Source organism: Variovorax sp. GW822-FHT04E09, from assembly GCF_058800845.1.
On record NZ_JBXAMR010000001.1, the window covers coordinates 1014378 to 1032840 of the forward strand.

At 70.2% G+C, this 18463-nt stretch carries 9 protein-coding genes; 4 read left to right on the forward strand and 5 right to left on the reverse strand.

Translation table 11 applies throughout. The features are described 5' to 3' along the window. Positions 1-12 precede the first annotated feature (12 nt). Positions 13-642: a glutaredoxin family protein gene (locus tag AC1RL8_RS04825; protein WP_223301335.1), complete on the forward strand. Its 630-nt coding sequence runs from the start codon at positions 13-15 to the stop codon at positions 640-642. A gap of 40 nt (positions 643-682) precedes the next feature. Here AC1RL8_RS04825 and rpiA read toward each other — a convergent pair whose 3' ends face one another. Then, positions 683-1387, reverse strand: coding sequence for a ribose-5-phosphate isomerase RpiA (gene rpiA, locus AC1RL8_RS04830; RefSeq protein WP_062479923.1), 705 nt, complete (start codon positions 1385-1387; stop codon positions 683-685). Positions 1388-1427: 40 nt separating this feature from the next. On the opposite strand from rpiA, the gene AC1RL8_RS04835 reads away from it, so the two are divergent. Beyond that, positions 1428-2507, forward strand: a complete 1080-nt coding sequence (locus AC1RL8_RS04835; RefSeq protein WP_492684050.1) for a quinone-dependent dihydroorotate dehydrogenase — start codon at positions 1428-1430, stop codon at positions 2505-2507. Positions 2508-2535: 28 nt separating this feature from the next. Here AC1RL8_RS04835 and AC1RL8_RS04840 read toward each other — a convergent pair whose 3' ends face one another. From AC1RL8_RS04840 to AC1RL8_RS04855, 4 genes are all read right to left on the reverse strand, one after another. Next, on the reverse strand, positions 2536-3237 hold the full coding sequence (locus AC1RL8_RS04840; RefSeq protein ID WP_492684051.1) for a phage holin family protein: 702 nt from the start codon (positions 3235-3237) through the stop codon (positions 2536-2538). A gap of 84 nt (positions 3238-3321) precedes the next feature. After that, positions 3322-3618, reverse strand: coding sequence for a glycine zipper domain-containing protein (locus AC1RL8_RS04845; RefSeq protein WP_056580064.1), 297 nt, complete (start codon positions 3616-3618; stop codon positions 3322-3324). A 133-nt stretch (positions 3619-3751) separates the two neighbouring features. Next, the gene (locus AC1RL8_RS04850; RefSeq protein WP_492684052.1) at positions 3752-4855 is read right to left on the reverse strand and encodes an NAD(P)/FAD-dependent oxidoreductase; all 1104 of its coding nucleotides are present in this window, start codon (positions 4853-4855) and stop codon (positions 3752-3754) included. A 35-nt stretch (positions 4856-4890) separates the two neighbouring features. Continuing rightward, positions 4891-5013, reverse strand: coding sequence for a hypothetical protein (locus AC1RL8_RS04855; protein WP_062479916.1), 123 nt, complete (start codon positions 5011-5013; stop codon positions 4891-4893). A gap of 1248 nt (positions 5014-6261) precedes the next feature. Between AC1RL8_RS04855 and AC1RL8_RS04860 the strand changes: the two genes are divergently transcribed. Then, on the forward strand, positions 6262-13467 hold the full coding sequence (locus tag AC1RL8_RS04860; protein WP_492684053.1) for an amino acid adenylation domain-containing protein: 7206 nt from the start codon (positions 6262-6264) through the stop codon (positions 13465-13467). After that, positions 13464-18461 carry an amino acid adenylation domain-containing protein gene (locus AC1RL8_RS04865; RefSeq protein ID WP_492684054.1) on the forward strand — a complete coding sequence of 1666 codons (4998 nt, stop codon included), beginning with the start codon at positions 13464-13466 and terminating at the stop codon, positions 18459-18461. Before AC1RL8_RS04860 ends, AC1RL8_RS04865 begins: the two co-directional genes overlap by 4 nt. Positions 18462-18463: the final 2 nt, after the last annotated feature.

The following is an 18463-nucleotide window of genomic DNA, read 5'->3' on the forward strand; positions in this document are numbered from 1 at the left end:
TACAAACTCCCGATGCGCGGCCTGATCGGCCTGGTCCTCGTGCTGTCGACCGCCAGCGTGCTGGCACAGGCGGTCTACCGCCAGGTCGACAAGAACGGCAAGGTCACGTTCTCGGACCAGCCCCCCGTCGTCACCAACGCGCCGACGGGCGGGCCCCAGCCCGCTGGCGTCAACGCGCCGACGAACAGCGGGCTTCCCTACGAACTGCGCCAGGTGGCACAGCGCTACCCCGTCACGCTGTACAGCGGCGAGGGCTGCGGCCCCTGCAACGAGGCGCGCACGCTGCTCACCACACGCGGCATTCCCTTCGAGGAACGCACCATCAAGAGCAACGAGGACGTCGACGCCCTGCAGCGCCTGAGCGGACAGAACGCGCTGCCGCTGCTGACCGTCGGGTCGCAGCAGCTCAAGGGCTTCTCGGACGTGGAATGGTCGCGCTACCTCGACGCGGCCGGCTATCCCAAGAGCAACAGCCTGCCCGCAGGCTATCGGCCGCCCGCAGCGCGTCCGCTCGTTGCGCAGCAGGCACCGGCGGCTGCCGCGCCCCGTGCGACCGACACGCCCCTGCAGCCGCCGAACCCCGCGCCGGCACCGCCCTCGAACGCACCGGGCCCGAACAACCCGGCCGGCATCAAGTTCTAGAGACGACGGGGACCTCGCCCCCGTGTTGCATCGCCGCCGTTCAGCCGGCGAACTGCAACGTCTTCACGCCCGACGCCGTGCCCAGCAGGCACACGTCGGCCTTCTGGTGGGCGAATACCCCCACCGTCACCACGCCGGGCCACTGGCTCACTTCGGATTCGAAGGCGCGCGGGTCGGTGATCCGCAGGCCGGTCACGTCGACGATGTGCTGGCCGTTGTCGGTCACCAGCGGCAGGCCGTCTTTCTCGCGCACCTGGGCGATGCCGCCCAGGCCGGCGAACTGGCGCATCACGCGGCGCGCGGCCATCGGGATCACTTCCACCGGCAGCGGAAAGGCGCCGAGCGTCTCGACCAGCTTGGAGGCGTCTGCGATGCAGACGAAGCGCTTGGACTGCGCCGCGACGATCTTCTCGCGCGTGAGCGCCGCGCCGCCGCCCTTCACCATGAAGCCCCGGTGGTCGATCTCGTCGGCGCCATCGATGTAGACGGCCAGTTCTTCCACCTCGTTGCTGTCGAACACCGGGATGCCCAGTGCGCGCAGGCGCTCGGTGGACGCGACCGAACTGGAGACGGCGCCCTTGATCTCGTCCTTGATCGTGGCCAGCGCGTCGATGAACTTGTTGACCGTGGAGCCGGTGCCCACGCCGACGATCTCGCCCTTGACCACGTAGGCCAGCGCGGCAAGGCCGACCTGGGCCTTGAGTTCATCCTGGGAAAGAGGGGTTGGGGAGGCGGGTGCGGTCATCGCGGAGAATCCTTGGCTCATTGAAGTCGAGAATTATCCGATGCCCCTGCTGTTGCCCTCTTCGCTCTATGGCCTGGCCCGCCCTTTTCTGTTCGGTTTCGACCCCGAGCACGCCCATGAAATCACCCTCGACGGGCTGGCCCGCACGCAAAACACGCCGCTGGCCTGCGCCTACGCGGCGACGCGCGTCGAAGACCCGATCCAGCTGGCAGGCCTGAATTTCCCCAACCGCGTCGGCCTGGCCGCCGGGCTGGACAAGAACGCGCGCTGCATCGACGCCTTCGCGGCCATGGGCTTCGGTTTCGTCGAGGTCGGCACGGTCACGCCCAAGGGCCAGCCCGGCAACCCGAAGCCGCGCATGTTCCGCCTGCCGCAGCGCGATGCACTGATCAACCGGCTCGGCTTCAACAACGAAGGGCTCGACGCCTTCCTGGCCAACGTGCAGAAGGCCCGTTTCCGCAAGCAGGCCGGTGGCAGCAAGTCGCCCATGCTGCTGGGCCTGAACATCGGCAAGAACGCAGCCACGCCGATCGAGCGCGCGGTGGACGACTACCTGGCCTGCCTGGACGGCGTCTATCCGCACGCGGACTACGTGACGATCAACATCTCCAGCCCCAACACGGCCAACCTGCGCTCGCTGCAGAGCGACGAAGCGCTCGACGCCCTGCTGGGCGCCGTGGCCGAGCGGCGTGAAGCGCTGGCCACGCGCCACGGCAAGCGCGCGCCGCTGTTCGTGAAGATTGCACCCGACCTCGACGACGCCCAGGTCGCGGTGATCGCCGCCACGCTGCAGCGCCACGGCATGGACGGCGTGATCGCCACCAACACCACGCTCGCACGCGACGCGGTGGCCGGCCTGCCGCACGCGCAGGAAGCCGGAGGCCTCTCGGGCGCGCCGGTGCGCGAAGCCAGCAACCGCGTGATCGCGCAACTGCGCGCGGCACTGGGCAAAGACTTTCCGATCATCGGGGTGGGCGGCATCCTGAGTGCAGCGGATGCCAAGGCCAAGATCGCCGCGGGCGCGGACGTGGTGCAGATCTACACCGGCCTGATCTATCGCGGCCCCGGGCTGGTCCGCGAAACGGCCCAGGCGTTGCAGCAGGATCGCCGCAAGGCCTGAGCCGGTTCTTCTCTTTGCTGCCGGTGGCTCAGCGCATGCGCCAGAGCACCGGCGCAATGACCGTGGCCCAGCGCAACAGCCGCTTCGGGCGGATCACCGCCACGGCGGCGGCAGCGACCACCCCGGCAGCCACCGGGTGCTCGCGCGCAATGCGCAACGCCGTGGCCGCAGCCGACTCGTTCGCAGGCTCGCCCGAGGCCGGCTGCGTCTCGCGACCGCCCTGCAGGGTGGCGATGCGCTCGCGCTGGCGGTCCATGCGGGCCAGCAGCTCTTCGCGCGTGGCGGGACGCGGCGGGCGCGGCGCTTCGTCGTCCAGCTCCGGGTCCTTGCCGAGGTTGAAACGGTCCTGGACCCAGGCCCAGTCGCGCTCGAACTCCTGAAAGGTCGGAACGAAGCTGTTGGAGGCATTGCTCAGGCTGCGCATCAGGCCGATGACGGCCGCCAGCCACAGCACCACCCAGACACCGGCCACCACCCAGGCGGCGGTGACGCGGTACGGCGTGTCCCAGCAATGCACGACCACCGCCATCGACAGCAGCGCCACCGCGACGGTGGTCAGCCCCAGCACGGCGACGACCAGGACGAGGGTCAGCTTCAGGCGCTGCTTCTCGTCCTCCCAGGCCATGCGCAGCAACTGCACCCGGTCCTCGGCCGCCAGCGCACCTTCGGCGGCGGCGATGCGCAACCGGCGGATGCGGGCATCGAGCCCGAACAGGGACAGCAGTCTCATGCGCCGCCTCCGCCCTCACCGGCCACAGCGTGGCGACGGCGAACGAAGGGACGGCGGTGTGCGCTCAGGCCGGTGCAGTGACGCTCAGCGGCGGCCAAGCAACAGGCCCACCAGCACGCCGACGGCCAGTGCGGCGCCGGCAACCTGCCAAGGTTCGTCGTGGGCGTAGGTGTTGGTGGCGGTGGCCGCCTGGCGCGCCTTCTTGGCGGCCAGCTTGCTCTTTTCGGAAGCCAGCTCGCGCGCGATGGCGAGCTTGGTGTCGATGCGTTGGCGCAGCGCCTTGATGTGGGGAACCGAATCCAGGTCCTTGCTGGCCAGCACGCCGCGCACGTCGCTTGCGATGTCTTCGGCTGCTGCTTCAAGATTGTTGGATGCACTCATTGGAATCTTTCCTCCGTGATGACACCGGCACCGCGCCGGCGGCTTCACGCCAGCATATGGCGTGCTGTCATGTTACAGGCTCGAAAGCCCCTCATGCGCGACAGATGTGCTCAGTTGTGCCCGAGTGCATGCATCAGGCCTCGGCGAGCAGGTCCGCGACATGCCGTCCGATGGCCAGGCAACTGGTGAGTCCCGGCGACTCGATGCCGAAGAGATGGACCAGCCCCGGCACCCCATGCGAGGCGGGCCCCGCGATCACGAAATCGGCCGCGGGCGCGTCCGGCCCCGAGATCTTCGGACGCATGCCCGCATAGCCGGGGATCAACGCACCGTCGGGTAACGCCGGCCAGTACCTGCGCACCTCGTCGTAGAAACGCTCGCCGCGTGCGGGATCGACCACGAGATCGTCGGCCGCCTCGACCCACTGCACATCGGGCCCGAACTTGGCCTGCCCGCCGAGGTCGAGCGTCAGGTGCACGCCGAGCCCGCCCGGCTCCGGCACGGGATAGATGAGCCGGCCGAACGGCGCGCGGCCCGCGAGCGTGAAGTAGCTGCCCTTGGCGAAGTACTCGCGCGGCACCACCGACGCCGGCATGCCTTCGAAGCGGCGCGCCAGCGCCGGCGCGCCCAGCCCCGCGGCATTGACCACGGTGCGGCAACGCAGGGCCGTGCCATCGGCGGCGATCAGCACGACGGCGCCGTCCGCGCATTCGGCCCGTTCGATGGGCGACTTCAGTGCCAGCATGCCGCCCGCGTTCTCGAGATCGCCGAGCAGGCCCAGCATCAGCGCGTGGCTGTCGACGATGCCCGTGCTCGGCGAATGCAGCGCCGCGACGCAATGCAACTGCGGCTCCATCGCGTTGGCTTGCTGCGCGGTGAGCAGCACCAGGTCGTCCACGCCGTTGGCCGCGGCCTTGGCGCGGATCACGTCGAGCTGCCCCACCTGTTCGGCCGAGGTCGCCACGATGAGCTTGCCGCAGCGGCTGTGCGGCACGCCGCGCGCCTGCGCGTAGCTGTACAGCGCGTCGCGTCCTTCCACGCACAGCGTCGCCTTCAGCGAACCCTGCGGGTAGTAGATGCCCGCGTGGATCACCTCGCTGTTGCGCGAACTCGTTCCCGTGCCGATCGCCCCTTCGGACTCCAGCACCAGCACCTCCCGGCCCGCGAGCGCCAATGCGCGCGCCACGGCCAGCCCCACCACGCCAGCGCCGATGACGGCGCAATCGACTTCATCCATCGCGCGAGCTTAGCGCGGCGCGAGGGGCGTTCGGCCTACCTCGCGCTCGGCGGCGGCTCGGGGTCGGTGGGCTCGTCGGGCGCGTGCTCCGGCCCTTCGTCGGGCTCGACCGGCAGGTCGGGCGTGATCGGAGACGGAAGATCGGGTTGGGTGGCCATGGCTGCACTCCTTCGTTCCATCTCTTCGTTCTAGCGCGTTCTCACGCGCCTGCAAGCGGCCCGTGGCGGAAGGCGTCGTCGGTGCGCACCGACAACAGGCCTTCGCCCAGGCACTCCAGCAACAGGGCCACGCACGCTGCTGTGTCCTCGCCCCTCCCACACCACACAGGGAGGATCACCGTTCGCGATGCATGGCAGGGCCAGTCTAGGCATCGCCGTGCCTTCGCACATGAGCGAAGCGCCCTTTGGTGAGGGAGCCATGCGCCCTGCCCGGCGTGCATGCGAGCGTGACAAAGCGCCTGCCTGGGACCGGGTACCTGACGCGGCCCCCACGATCCGCCGGTCGCGTCGAGAAAAACGCCGTCCGTCCGGCCTGAAAAACCCGTGCCCGCAAAGCATTCGCGCCGCGGTCCGGCGGTGAATTGCGGACGAAATGACGGGCCCGCTGCATCGATGCCCGGACCCGGTTCGGGCCTTCCGGCCGGCGCGACAGAAATCAGCCGGGATCAATGCCGGTACCCATGGCGCGACTGCCTTTCCGAAATTCGCCGGCGATTGTCGCAATGCATCCCCGCGCTCCGTGCGCTGACAGAGGGGAAAGTACCTCGACCCCCATTGCTCTCTATTTCATTAAAACAATGGACATCATTTTAATTTCAATGATCGCCAAGAATCACGAAAAAATTGCAACCCAGGCACCAAAAATCAGATGGCAAGTAACATTTTTCATTAGATCTTTTAGGCCCTTTGAGAATTTTCAAATTCACCCTCGAATTACCCAAAAGACAAAAAATCCATTCCACGGAAGAAAAATATCTACCCCATTCTGAGTGCTCAACGCTCGAATGCCGATTCCTTCCAACTGTCTCAATTCGCGAAAAGTTTCTTGTCAATCGTCAAAACTTGTCTGACTTTAGAAATTTTCATCGAATTGATGCCGAAATTCAGACTCGCAGGTCTGCAGACATAGCGAAGAAGAATGGCCATTTTTTTGAATCGACGTTCCATCATGGCTTCCTACAGGGGTGACAAAACGCCCACCACAAATGGCCTTGGTACCTCAAATGTCATGGCTTAGGTAGTTCGATTCGGAAATATTTATATCCAAATGTAAACATGGGGAAAAGAGCCAAACAGAAGGCTCACCAAGTTCATAGGATCGCGACAAACCAAGAACCAAATCCAATTGAAATCAATTCGATTCCTTCAATTGAATTTTCCATTCACAGTCTGCAGCCGGGTAATTGCATGGAAACCCACATTGCTTCGTCGCCGGAGGCCGCCGTGGCTTCGCAGGCCGCGCTGGGCGATCTGTTCGTGTCGCCGCCCGCGCGCGCAGCGGCAGGCGAACGGCTCGGCGTCTCGCTGGTCCTCGAAGCCGGGTTCGCGCAGCGCTGGCAAGCGTCGCTGGGCACCACGGGGTACCTGCCCGACACGCTCTTCGTGGGTGCCTGGTTGCTGCTGCAATCGCGCTGGCTGGGCACGGCCCTGCCGGGGCCTCAAGGCATGCCGACGTCGCTGCCCGGCACCGCCAGCGCGTGGCTGACCCAGCTCGACCTCGACCGGCGGACCACGCCGCACACCGCCAACACCCTGCCGCCCCTGCGGCTCGAAGCCCGGACAGAACTCCCCGCCAGCCTGCACCTGGACGTCGACGCGAGCCTGATGGACGCGCCCTGCGCCAGCCGCCTGCTCGCAGCCATCGCCGACACCGCCGCCGATCTGCTGGCGCATCCCGGTGCAGCGCTCCACAACATCCGCGCCCTGCCCGACGCCGACCGCCGCGACCAGCTCGCCGCCTGGGCCACGCCGCCCGCCGCGCCCGACCTGTCGCTCACCGTGCCCGCCGTGTTCCGCCGCCGGGCCGCGGCCACGCCCGACGCGGTGGCGCTGGTGGAAGGCGACGACACGATGACCTACGCCGAGCTCGACGCGCGCAGCGACCGGCTCGCACAGCGCCTGCAGCAGTCGGGCGTGCACGCAGGCGACCCCGTAGGGATGGTGTTCGAGCGGTCGATGGCCGCCATCGTCGCCATGCTCGGCATCCTCAAGGCGGACGCGGCCTACGTGCCGGTACCCACCGACTTTCCGCCCGAACGCGTCGCCGCGATGTTCGACCAGGCCGGCGTGACCCGGGTCGTGACGATCGAGGCACTGGCCTCTCTCGTGCCGGCCCACTGCACCACTGTGCGGATCGACGCGCCTGAAGACGGCGCGGACCCCGCGCCGTGGACACCGCCGGCCTTCGACGGCGAATCGCTGGCGTACCTCATGTACACCTCGGGCTCGACCGGCGTACCCAAGGGCATCGAGATCGGCCATCGCGCCATCCTGCGGCTCGTCGTCGATGTCGACTACATCGAACTCGCACCCGGGCGCGCGATGCTGCATGCGGCACCACTCGCCTTCGACGCCTCGACGCTCGAAGTCTGGGGACCGTTGCTCAACGGCGGGCGCTGCGTGATCCACGGCGAACGGGTACCCACCGGCGCCGGCCTCGCGCGCACCATCGCCCGCCACGGGGTCCACACCGCCTGGCTCACGGCCTCGCTCTTCAACGCCGTGGTCGACGGCGATCCGCAGCATCTCGCGGGCCTGGCGCACCTGTTCACGGGCGGCGAGGCGCTGTCGGTACCCCATGTGCGGCGCGCACTCGACGCGCTCCCCGGGCTCACGCTCAGCAACGGCTACGGGCCGACCGAGTGCACGACCTTCGCGACCACCCACCGCATCGAGCGCGCCGCGATCGCAGCGGGCCCGCGCTCGGTACCGCTCGGGCGCCCGATCAAGGACACCGTGCTGCGCGTGCTGAGCCCGACGCTCGAGCTGCTGCCCAGCGGACTCGTGGGCGAGCTGTGCATCGGCGGACACGGCCTGGCGCGCGGTTACCTGGGGCAGCCCGAACTCACGGCCGCGCGCTTCGTGCCCGACCCCTTCGGCGCGCCGGGCGAGCGGCTCTACCGCACCGGCGACCTCGCCCGCTGGCTGCCCGACGGCACCCTCGAGTTCATCGGCCGCATCGACGGCCAGGTCAAGATCCACGGCCACCGCATCGAGACCGGTGAGGTCGAGGCGGCGATCCTCGCGCACCCCGCGGTGCAGTCCTGCGCGGTGGTCGCGCGGCCCGGTCGCGACGGCCAGCTGCGCCTGGTCGCCTACCTGGTCGCGCGCGCCCAGAAGCTGGCGTGGGACACGCTGCGCGCGCACCTGGCGGCCCGCCTGCCCGCGGTGATGCTGCCGTCGGCGCAGGTGTGGCTCGCGCAACTCCCCGTCACGCCCAACGGCAAGCTCGACCGCAACGCCCTGCCCGAGCCGGCCGCCGAGCGCCCCGAACTCGCGCAGCCTTTCGAGGCCGCGCGCGACGCGCTCGAGCAGCAGGTCTGCGACGCCTTCGCGCGCGCCCTGGGCATCGACAAGGCCGGGCGTCACGACAACTTCTTCGACCTGGGCGGCAGCTCGCTGCTGGTGCTGCAGGTGCTGGCGGACCTGCAGCGCGAAGGCGCGCCGCCGCTGTCGACCAACCTCTTCTTTCGCCACCCGACGCCGGGCGCCATCGCGGCGCAACTGCAGTCCGCTGGCGAGGCGCCACAGGCGCCACACCCCGTGCCCGTGCGCGAGGACGCCGCCAGCGTCCCCGAGCCCATCGCTCTCATCGCCACCGCCGGTCGCTTCCCCGGCGCGGGCGATGTGGAGCAGTTCTGGGACAACCTCGTCGCCGGGCGCGACACCATCAGCTTCTTCGACGACGCCAGCCTGGACGCCGGCGTCAGCGAGTCGCTGCGCCGCGACCCGGCCTACGTGCGGGCGCGCGGCGTGATCGACGGCATCGAGGGCTTCGATGCCGCCTTCTTCGGCATCGGCCCGAAGGAAGCCGCACTCATGGACCCGCAGCACCGCGTGTTCCTCGAGATCTGCTGGGAGTGCCTGGAGCGCGCGGGCTACGTGCCCGACGAAGCGCCGGGCCCGGTGGGCGTGTACGCGGGCACGTACAACGCGACCTACTTCCAGCGCCACGTCGCCTCGCGGCCCGACCTCGTGGAGGCCGTCGGCGAATTCCAGGTGATGCTGGCCAACGAGAAGGACTACATCACCACCCGCGTGGCCAACCGGCTCAACCTGCGCGGGCCGGCGGTGAGCGTCAACACCGCATGCTCGACCTCGCTGGTCGCGGTGGCCCAGGCCTTCCATGCGCTGCGCACGGGCCAGTGCTACATGGCGCTGGCGGGCGGCGCCTCGGTCACCTGCCCGCCGCGCAGCGGCTACCTCTACAACGAGGGCTCGATGCTCTCGCCCGACGGCCACACGCGCAGCTTCGACGCGCAGGCCAAGGGCACCGTGTTCAGCGACGGCGCCGCCGTGGTGCTGCTCAAGCGGCTGTCCGATGCGCAGGCCGACGGCGACACCGTCTATGCCGTGCTGCGCAGCGCCTGCGTCAACAACGACGGCGGCGCCAAGGCCAGCTTCACCGCGCCCAGCGTGGACGGCCAGGCGGCGGTGATCCGCGCCGCGCTGGCCGCGGCGGACGTGGACGCACGCAGCATTTCCTACGTGGAGGCGCATGGCACCGCCACGCCGATGGGCGACCCCGTCGAGGTCGAGGCGCTGGCCGTCGCGTACGCCGAGCACACCGACGCGCGGGGCTACTGCACGCTCGGCTCGCTCAAGAGCAACGTGGGCCACATGGTCACGGCCGCGGGCGCCGCCGGCCTCATCAAGACGGCACTGTCGCTGCACCACGAACTGATTCCGCCCACCGCGCATTTCACGGCACCGAACCCGGCGATCGACTTCGCGCGCACGCCGTTCCACGTCAGCAACCAGCTGCAGCCGTGGCCGCGGGCCGACCTGCCGCGCCGCGCGGGCGTCAGCTCGTTCGGCGTCGGGGGCACCAACGCGCACGTCGTGCTCGAGGAGGCGCCGGCGCGGCAGGCGCGCGCCACGCAGCCGGGCGTCCATGTGCTGGCGCTGTCGGCCCGCTCGGAGGCCGCGCTCGCGGTCGCGACGCAGCAGCTGGCCACGCACCTGGAGGAACAGCCCGGGCTTTGCCTGGGCGACGCGGCGTTCACCCTGTGCGTCGGCCGCAAGGCCCACGCCTTCCGCCGCGCCGTGGTGGCCGGCGATGCGGCGCAGGCCATCGAGGCGCTGCGCTCGGAGAACACGGCGTGGCGCGTGAGCGACCGGATCGCCGAGCGCGCACCGCAGCCCGTGCTGATGTTCCCGGGCCAGGGCGCGCAGTACCCGGGCATGGGCCGCGCGCTGCATGCGGGCGACCCGGTGTTCGCGGCCGCGTTCGACAACTGCCTGCGCGCCTTCGAAGGCGCATTGGACTTCGACCTGCGCGAGCGCCTGTTCGCAGACGACCCGCAGGCGCTCGCGCCGACGGCCGTCACGCAGCCGGCGCTCTTCACGCTCGAGTACGCGCTCGCACGGCGGCTGCTGTCGCTGAGCCTGCGCCCGCACGCGCTGATCGGCCACAGCGTGGGGGAATTCGTCGCGGCCGTGATCGCCGGCGTCATGCGCCTGGAAGATGCGGCCCGGCTCATTGCCCGCCGCGGCGCGCTCATGCAGGCCCAGCCCACCGGGACGATGCTGTCGGTGCGCCTGGGCGCGGAGGCGCTGGCCTCGCGGCTCGCGTCCTCGCCCCAGGTCTCACTCGCCGCGGAGAACGCCCCCGGCGCCTGCGTGGCCGCCGGCCCCACCGAGGCCATCGCCGAACTCCAGGCCGCGCTCGAAGCCGAGGGCGTCGCCTGCCGGCTGCTGCAGACCTCGCACGCCTTTCACTCCGCCATGATGGACGCCGCGGTGGCGCCCTTCGAGACGCTCGTGAGCCAGGTGGCGCTGCACGCACCGCAGATCCCGATCTACTCCACGTTCACCGGCCGCCTGCTCGAAGACGCACAGGCCACGAGCCCGGCCTACTGGGCGCAGCACCTGCGCGGCACCGTGCGCTTCTCGCCGGCGTTGCAGAGCGCCGCCGGAGATACCACCCATCCGGTGTTCGTGGAGGTCGGCCCCCGCAACACGCTGGCCGCACTGGTGCGCCAGCACCGCCTGCCAGGGCTTGCTCCGGCGTCGAAGGCCGGCGCCGTGGCGGTGTCGCTGCTGCACGGCGAGCCCGCCGACGAGACCCGGACCTTGCGCCTGGCCGCCGCACGCCTGTGGACCTGCGGCGCCGAAGTCGATCTCGCCCTGCTCGCACCGCGCGCCGGCGCCCGGCGCGTGTGCCTGCCCACCTACCCGTTCGAACGCAAGCGTCTCTGGGTCGACATCGCGCCCACCGCGCCGGTGTCGCCGGCCCTTGCGCCCGCCCTGCCTGTTTCATTGGAGCCGATCGTGACCGCTGCAGCGCCCTCGCCTGACCTTCCTCCGCCTTCTTCCCCGCCGCCCGAGGCGTCGCGCGCGGCGTCGGTCGACAGCCGATTGCGGGCCCTGTTCGAAGACATCTCGGGCATCGACATGGCCCAGGCCGAGGGCCAGGCCCCGTTCGGCGAGATCGGGATGGACTCGCTCACGCTGACCCAGGCCGCCACGCAGATCAAGAAGCGCTTCAAGGTCGAGCTGAGCTTTCGCCAGCTGATGGAGAACTACCGCAGCTTCGACGCACTGGCCGCGTACCTGCTGCAGAGCCTGCCGCCCGATGCCGAGCCGGTGGCTGTGCCCGTCACGCCCACCATGCCTGCGACATCCGTTGTGCAGGTGTCGATGCCAACGCCGCCGCAAGGGCTTGCGCAGCCCACCGGCCTGCTGAACCAGGTGATCGCGCAGCAGATGGAGCTGATGCGCCAGCAGCTTGCACTCCTGTCCGGCGCCGCCGCGCCGGTGGCGGTCGCAGCGATGCCCGTGTCGGCCGAGGCCGCACCCGCCGCGCAGCCGCAGCCGCCCGCCGAAGCGCCGCTTCGCTACGACGTCAACAAGGCCTTCGGCGCCATCGCCCGCATCCACACCCAGCGCACCGCCGAACCCAGCGCGCGGCAGAAGGCACGGCTCGCCACCTTCGTGCGGCGCTATGTCGAGCGCACGCCAAAGAGCAAGCGCTTCACCGAGGACAACCGCGCCCACATGGCCGATCCGCGCGTGGTCAACGGCTTCCGTCCGCTGACCAAGGAGATCACCTACCAGATCGTGATCGAACGTTCCAAAGGTTCCAGGCTGTGGGACCTCGACGGCAACGAGTACGTCGACGCGCTCAACGGCTTCGGGCTGAACCTGTTCGGCTGGCAACCCGACTTCGTGCAGGACGCCGTGCGGGCCCAGCTCGATGCGGGCTACGAGATCGGGCCGCAGCATCCGCTCGCGGCCGACGTGACGCGCCTCATCTGCGAACTCACGGGCAGCGAGCGCGCCGGCCTGTGCAACACCGGCTCCGAGGCCGTGATGGCGGCGCTGCGCATCGCGCGCACCGTCACCGGGCGCAGCACGGTGGTGGCCTTCACGGGCTCCTACCACGGCACCTTCGACGAAGTGCTGGTGCGCGCCGGCAAGGGCGGCAAGGGCCTGTCGGCCGCACCGGGCGTGATGAGCGGCATGTTCGGCGACATCCGCGTGCTCGACTACGGCACGCCCGAGGCGCTGGCCTTCATCCGCGACAACGCCGCAGACCTGGCGGCCGTGCTGGTCGAGCCGGTGCAAAGCCGCCGCCCCGACTTCCAGCCGCGCGAGTTCCTGCACGACGTGCGCGACGTCACCGCGAAGAACGGCTGCTGCCTCATCTTCGACGAGGTCATCACCGGCTTTCGCAGCGCGCTGGGCGGCGCGCAGGAACTGTTCGGCGTGCGCGCCGACCTGGCCACCTACGGCAAGGTGATCGGTGGCGGCTTTCCGGTCGGCGTGATCGCCGGCAAGCGCGAGTTCATGGATGCGCTCGACGGCGGCGCCTGGCAGTACGGCGACGACTCGATCCCGGGCGTGGGCGTGACCTACTTCGCCGGCACCTTCGTGCGCCATCCGCTCGCACTCGCCGCGGCCAAGGCCTCGCTCACGCACCTGAAGGAGGCCGGGCCCGCGCTGCAGGCCGGGCTCACCGCGAGCACGACCGCCATGGCCACGGAGCTCTCGGGCTGGTGCCAGGAGGTCGGCGCGCCGATCGAGATCCGCCATTTCGCGTCGCTGTGGCGCGTGAGCTGGCTCGAAGACCAGCCGCTGCAGGACCTGCTGTTCGCCATGATGCGCAGCCGCGGCGTGCACATCCTGGACAACTTCCCGTGCTTCCTCACGAGCGCGCACAGCGCCGAGGACATCGCCTTCCTGCAGCGCGCCTTCAAGGAATCGGTCGCCGAGATGCAGGAATCCGGCTTCCTTCCGCGCCGCGCTCCCGCCCCCACCCGCTTCGACGCGCGCAAGCCCGTCGAGGACGGCAGCGTGCTGGCCCGCGACAGCGACGGCCAGCCGTACTGGTACGTACCCGAAGACGCCGCCTTGCACGAGCGCCTCATCAACGGAAAGGCCGCAGCATGAACGCCGCACTCAAGCCCACCGCGAGCGGTGGCCTCGTCGAATGCATCATCGCGACCACCGAGTCGCAGCGCGAAATCTGGCTCGGCGCCACGCTGAGCCCCGAGGCCTCGATGGCCTACAACGAGTCGGTCGTGCTGCGCCTGCGCGGCGCGCTGGACGGCGACGCCTTGGCGCGCGCCACCGACCGGCTGCTCGAGCGCCACCAGGCGCTGCGCGCCACCATCTCGCCGGACGGCACCTTCATGCTGGTCAGCCCCCCGGCCGGGAACCAGCTGGTGCGCCACGACCTGGGCGGGCTGGCGCCCGAAGCCCTCGCGCAGGCGCTGCACGCGGCCCACGACGAGGCGGTCTGCACGCCGTTCTCGCTCGAACACGGGCCGCTGTTCCGGGCGGTGCTGTACCGCCTGGGCGATGACGAGCACGAGCTCGTGATGTCGGCGCACCACGTGGTCTGCGACGGCTGGTCGTGGGCGGTCATCACCGAGCAGCTGGGCCACCTCTATGCCGAGGAAACCGGCATCGGGCTCAAGCTCAAGGCCGCTCCGCTCTTCTCCGACTTCGCCGCCGAGGAAGCCGTCGCGGCCGCGAGCCCCGACATGCAGGCGCACATCGACTACTGGCTGGAGCGCTTTGCCGGCAACACGCAGCCCGTGCTCGACCTGCCGCTGGACCGCCCCCGCCCCGCCGCGCGCACCTTCAACTCGCGCCGCGCCGAGCGCCTGCTCGACCGGCGCGTGGTGGGCGCCGTGCGCATCGCGAGCACCAAGGCCGGCGTCAGCCTGTTCACGGGCCTGCTCAGCGGCTTCGTCGCGACGCTGCACCGCCTCACGGGCCAGGAAGACATCGTGGTCGGCATCCCGACCTCGGGCCAGCTCGCGCACGACGTGCCCGGCCTGGTCGGCCATTGCGTGAACCTGCTGCCGCTGCGCATCGCCGCGCATCCGGCCATGCGCTTCGACGCGCTGATGGACGAATGCAGCACCGCCGTGCTCAACGCGTTCGATCACCAGGCCCTGACCTATGGCGCGCTGCTGGGCCAGCTGTCGCTCGAGCGCGACCCGAGCCGGCTGCCGCTGGTGAGCGTGACCTTCAACGTCGACCCCGACGTGGCGAGCAGCGCGCAGGCCTTCACCACGCTCGACGTGGTGCAGGACACCATCGCCCGCCGCTACGAGAACTTCGAACTCTTCGTGAACCTGCGCCCGCACGCCGGCAGCCTGCAGGTCGAGGCGCAATACAACACCGACCTGTTCGACGACGTGAGCGTGCAGCGCTGGCTCGACATGTTCGAGTGCGTGCTGCAGTCGGCCGCGCACAAGCCCGACGACACCATCGGCGGGCTCGACGTGCTGTCCGCCGGCGCCGCGCGTGCGCTGCTGGCGCTGCAGCCCGCACGCGTGCCGCTGCGCGGCGCGCCGCTGGCGCATGCCGGCTTCGTGGCGCGCGTGCCGCAGCAGCCGCACCGCCCGGCGGTGCGCGACGGCGCGCGCAGTTGCAGCTATGGCGAGCTCGATGCGCTGTCCAATCGACTGGCGCGTGCGTTGCGCGCGCGCGGCGTGGGCCGCGGCCAGCGCGTGGGGCTGTGCCTCGAACGCAGCCTGGAGATGGTCGTCGCCATGCTGGGCATCCTCAAGGCGGGGGCGTCCTACGTGCCGATGGACACCTCATTTCCGCAGGCGCGGCTGGACCACTACGCCAGCGACGCCACCCTCAGCCTGATGCTGACCTCGTCCGACATCGCGGTGGCGCCGCGCGACTGGCGCGCCGACGCCGACCAGCGCGTCTTCGAGATCGATCGCGACACCGCCTGGCGCCAGCTGTCGGGCGAAGCGCTGCCCCCGAGCAGCGACGACCCGGGCTCCGAAGACGCGGCCTATGTGATCTACACCTCCGGCTCGACCGGCCTGCCCAAGGGCGTCATTGCGCACCACCGGGGCGTGGCGCACCTGCTGCAGTGGATGCAGCGCGAATCGGGCATCGGCCCGTCCGACCGCATCGCCGCCGTCACCACGCTGTCCTTCGACATGGCCGTGCCCGACCTGCTGCTGCCGCTGGCGGCGGGCGCCGAACTCGTGATGGTGCAGCGCGAGGTCGCCATGGACGGCAACCGCCTGTCGCGGGCGCTCGACGACGAACAGATCACGCTGCTGCAGGCCACGCCCGGCATGTGGCAGCTGCTGCTCGATGCCCAGTGGGCCGGCGGCACGCCCGGCTTTCGCGGCTGGACCGGCGGCGAGGCGCTGCGCCCGAGCATGGCGCTGGCGCTGTGCGAGCGCATGGAAGGCCTGTGGAACGGCTACGGCCCGACCGAGACGACGGTGTATTCCACGGCCTGGCATGTGCGTCCCGAAGAGATCGCCTCGCGCGGCATCTCGATCGGCAGGCCCGTCGACAACACCGAGATCTGGATTCTCGATGCCGACCTGCAGCCCTGCCCGATCGGCGTGCCCGGCGAAATCTGCATCGCGGGCGAAGGCGTCTCGCTGGGCTACCTCGACCGCCCCGCGCTGACCGCCGAGCGCTTCGTCACGGTGCGCATCTTCGGCGCCACGAAGAAGGTCTACCGCTCCGGCGACCGCGGCCGCTGGCGCAACGACGGGCTGCTCGACCACCTCGGGCGGCTCGACTTCCAGGTCAAGGTGCGCGGCTACCGCATCGAGCCCGGCGAGATCGAGGTGCGCTGCTGCGAAGTGGCCGGCGTCTCGCGCAGCGTGGTCGTGGCCCGCGAGGACAACCCCGGCGACGTGCGCCTGGTGGCCTACCTGGCGCTGGCGCCCGAGGGCGGCTTCGACCTCGATGCGCTGATGGTGCACCTGCGCAAGCACCTGCCGGCCTTCATGCTGCCGCAGCACGTGGTGACGCTCGACGCCCTGCCCACGCTGGCCAACGGCAAGGTCGACCGCGTCTCGCTGCCGCCGCCGCAGGCGGTGGCGCGCAACGAAGTGCGGCGCGGCGCCGGTCCGCGCAACGCGCACGAGCGCAAGGTGCTCGCGGTCATGGAGAAGGTGCTGAGCCTGCCGGGCCTGGACATGCACGACAACTTCTTCACCATGGGCGGCCACTCGCTGCTGGCCGCGCGGCTCACCACGCTGCTGAGCCGCGAGTTCCAGGTCACGCTGCCGCTGCGCGCGCTGTTCGAGGCGCCCACGGCCGAGAAGCTGACCGCGGTCATCGAGGCGCTGCAGGGCGCGGGCGTCGGCCTGCAGGCGCCCATTGCCTGCCACCCCGATCGCCGCAGCGCGCCGCTCACGCCCTCGCAGGAACGCATTCGCTTCATGGAGCAGCTGTACACGGGCCGTTCGGTCTACAACGCGCCCTCGGCGCAGCGGCTCACCGGCAAGCTCGACGCCGCGCGCTTCGAAGGTGCGCTGCGCGAAATGATCCGCCGCCAGCCGTCGCTGCGCACAAGCATCGGCTTCGACGAGGACACGGGGCGGCCCATTCAATCGATCGCAGCGTCGGTGGAGTTCGCCCTGCCGCTGGTCGACCTGCGCGGCCTGCCCGCGGACCAGCGCGAGGCCGAGCTGGCCGAGCAGATGCAGGAGCTGGCCGACCGGCCGCTCGACATCCACAGCGCGCCGATGATGCGCGCGACCCTGTTCCAGCTCGACGACAACGAGCACGTCTTCCTGTTCGTGCCGCATCACCTGATCTGGGACGGCTGGTCCTTCGACCTGATGCAGCGCGAGCTGGGCGCGTTCTACGACGCCGCCGAACGCGGCCGGCCCCACAACCTGCCCGCGCTCGCCACCACCCACGGCGACTACGCCGAGTGGCTCGAGAAGTGGCTGACCGAGCCCGCCTGCGAGGAGCAGCTCGCGTTCTGGCGCGGCCGGCTCGCCAGCGCCAGGGCCGTGCGCCCGCCCCGCACCGACATGCCGCGCCGCGCGGGCAAGAGCGGCCAGGGCGGTGCGCACTGGATCCACATCGACCTGCAGAGCACGCAGCGGCTGCGCGAGGTGGCGCGCGACATGGACGTGACGCTCAGCATGCTGACCTTCGGCATCTACGCGCTGACCATGGCCCAGGCGACCGGCAACGACGCCATCGTCATCGCGAACCCGGTGCGCGGGCGCCAGCAGGCCGAGACGGAAGACGTCATGGGCTTCTTCAACAACGTGCTGCCGGTCTCGCTCGCGGTCGACATGGCGCTGCCGCTGCCCGAGTTCATGCGCTACGTGAAGCAGGAGCTGCTGTCGATGATGAACCACCAGCAGGTGCCGTTCGAGCGCCTGATGGCCGAGCCCGGCTATGCGGGACAGATCAAGGCCTCGGGGCCCTACCAGGCGATGTTCTCGTTCCAGGATGCCCGCGAGCGCGCGCGCACCGTCGGCAGCCTGCAGACCCGCCAGGTGCATGTGATGCAGCACGGCGCCACCGACGACGTCGGCGTGTGGCTGATGGACAAGCCGCACGGCCTGGAAGGCGCGCTGCTCTACAACGCCGACGTGTACCTGCGCGAGACCGGCGCTCAGTTGCGCGAGCGTTATCTCGAGGTGCTGGGCCGCGTCGCCGACCACCCCAATGCCACGCTCGCCGAGATCGCCAGCGCCGAAGGCTCGGCCAGCGCACGCTATCTGCGCAAGCTGGTGGCCGACGAGGCGGACAAGAGTGCGCCGGCCGATCCCCTCAACGGCGACGCGCGCGAGGCGAAGCGCGGACTGCTCAGCCCCGAGCACGCCCAGCTGGCCCAGATCTGGGCCGACGTGATCGGCATCGACGTCGACGAGATCCGCGCCAGCGACAACTTCTTCGACCTCGGCGGCGACTCGCTGCTGGTGCTGCGCGCCGTACAGCAGGCGGCGCAGACGCTGGGGCACCGCGTGGAGCCGCGCCGCTACCTGTTCGAGAACCTCGGGCAGATCGCGTCCTCGGCGCATGGCACACCGCACGGCGTGCCCTCGGACCTCGCCGACCTGGCCGCCGGCACGGCCGCGCATGCACAGCGCGGCGGGCTGCTCGGCGCACTCGGCAGCTGGCTGCGCAAGGGGTGACC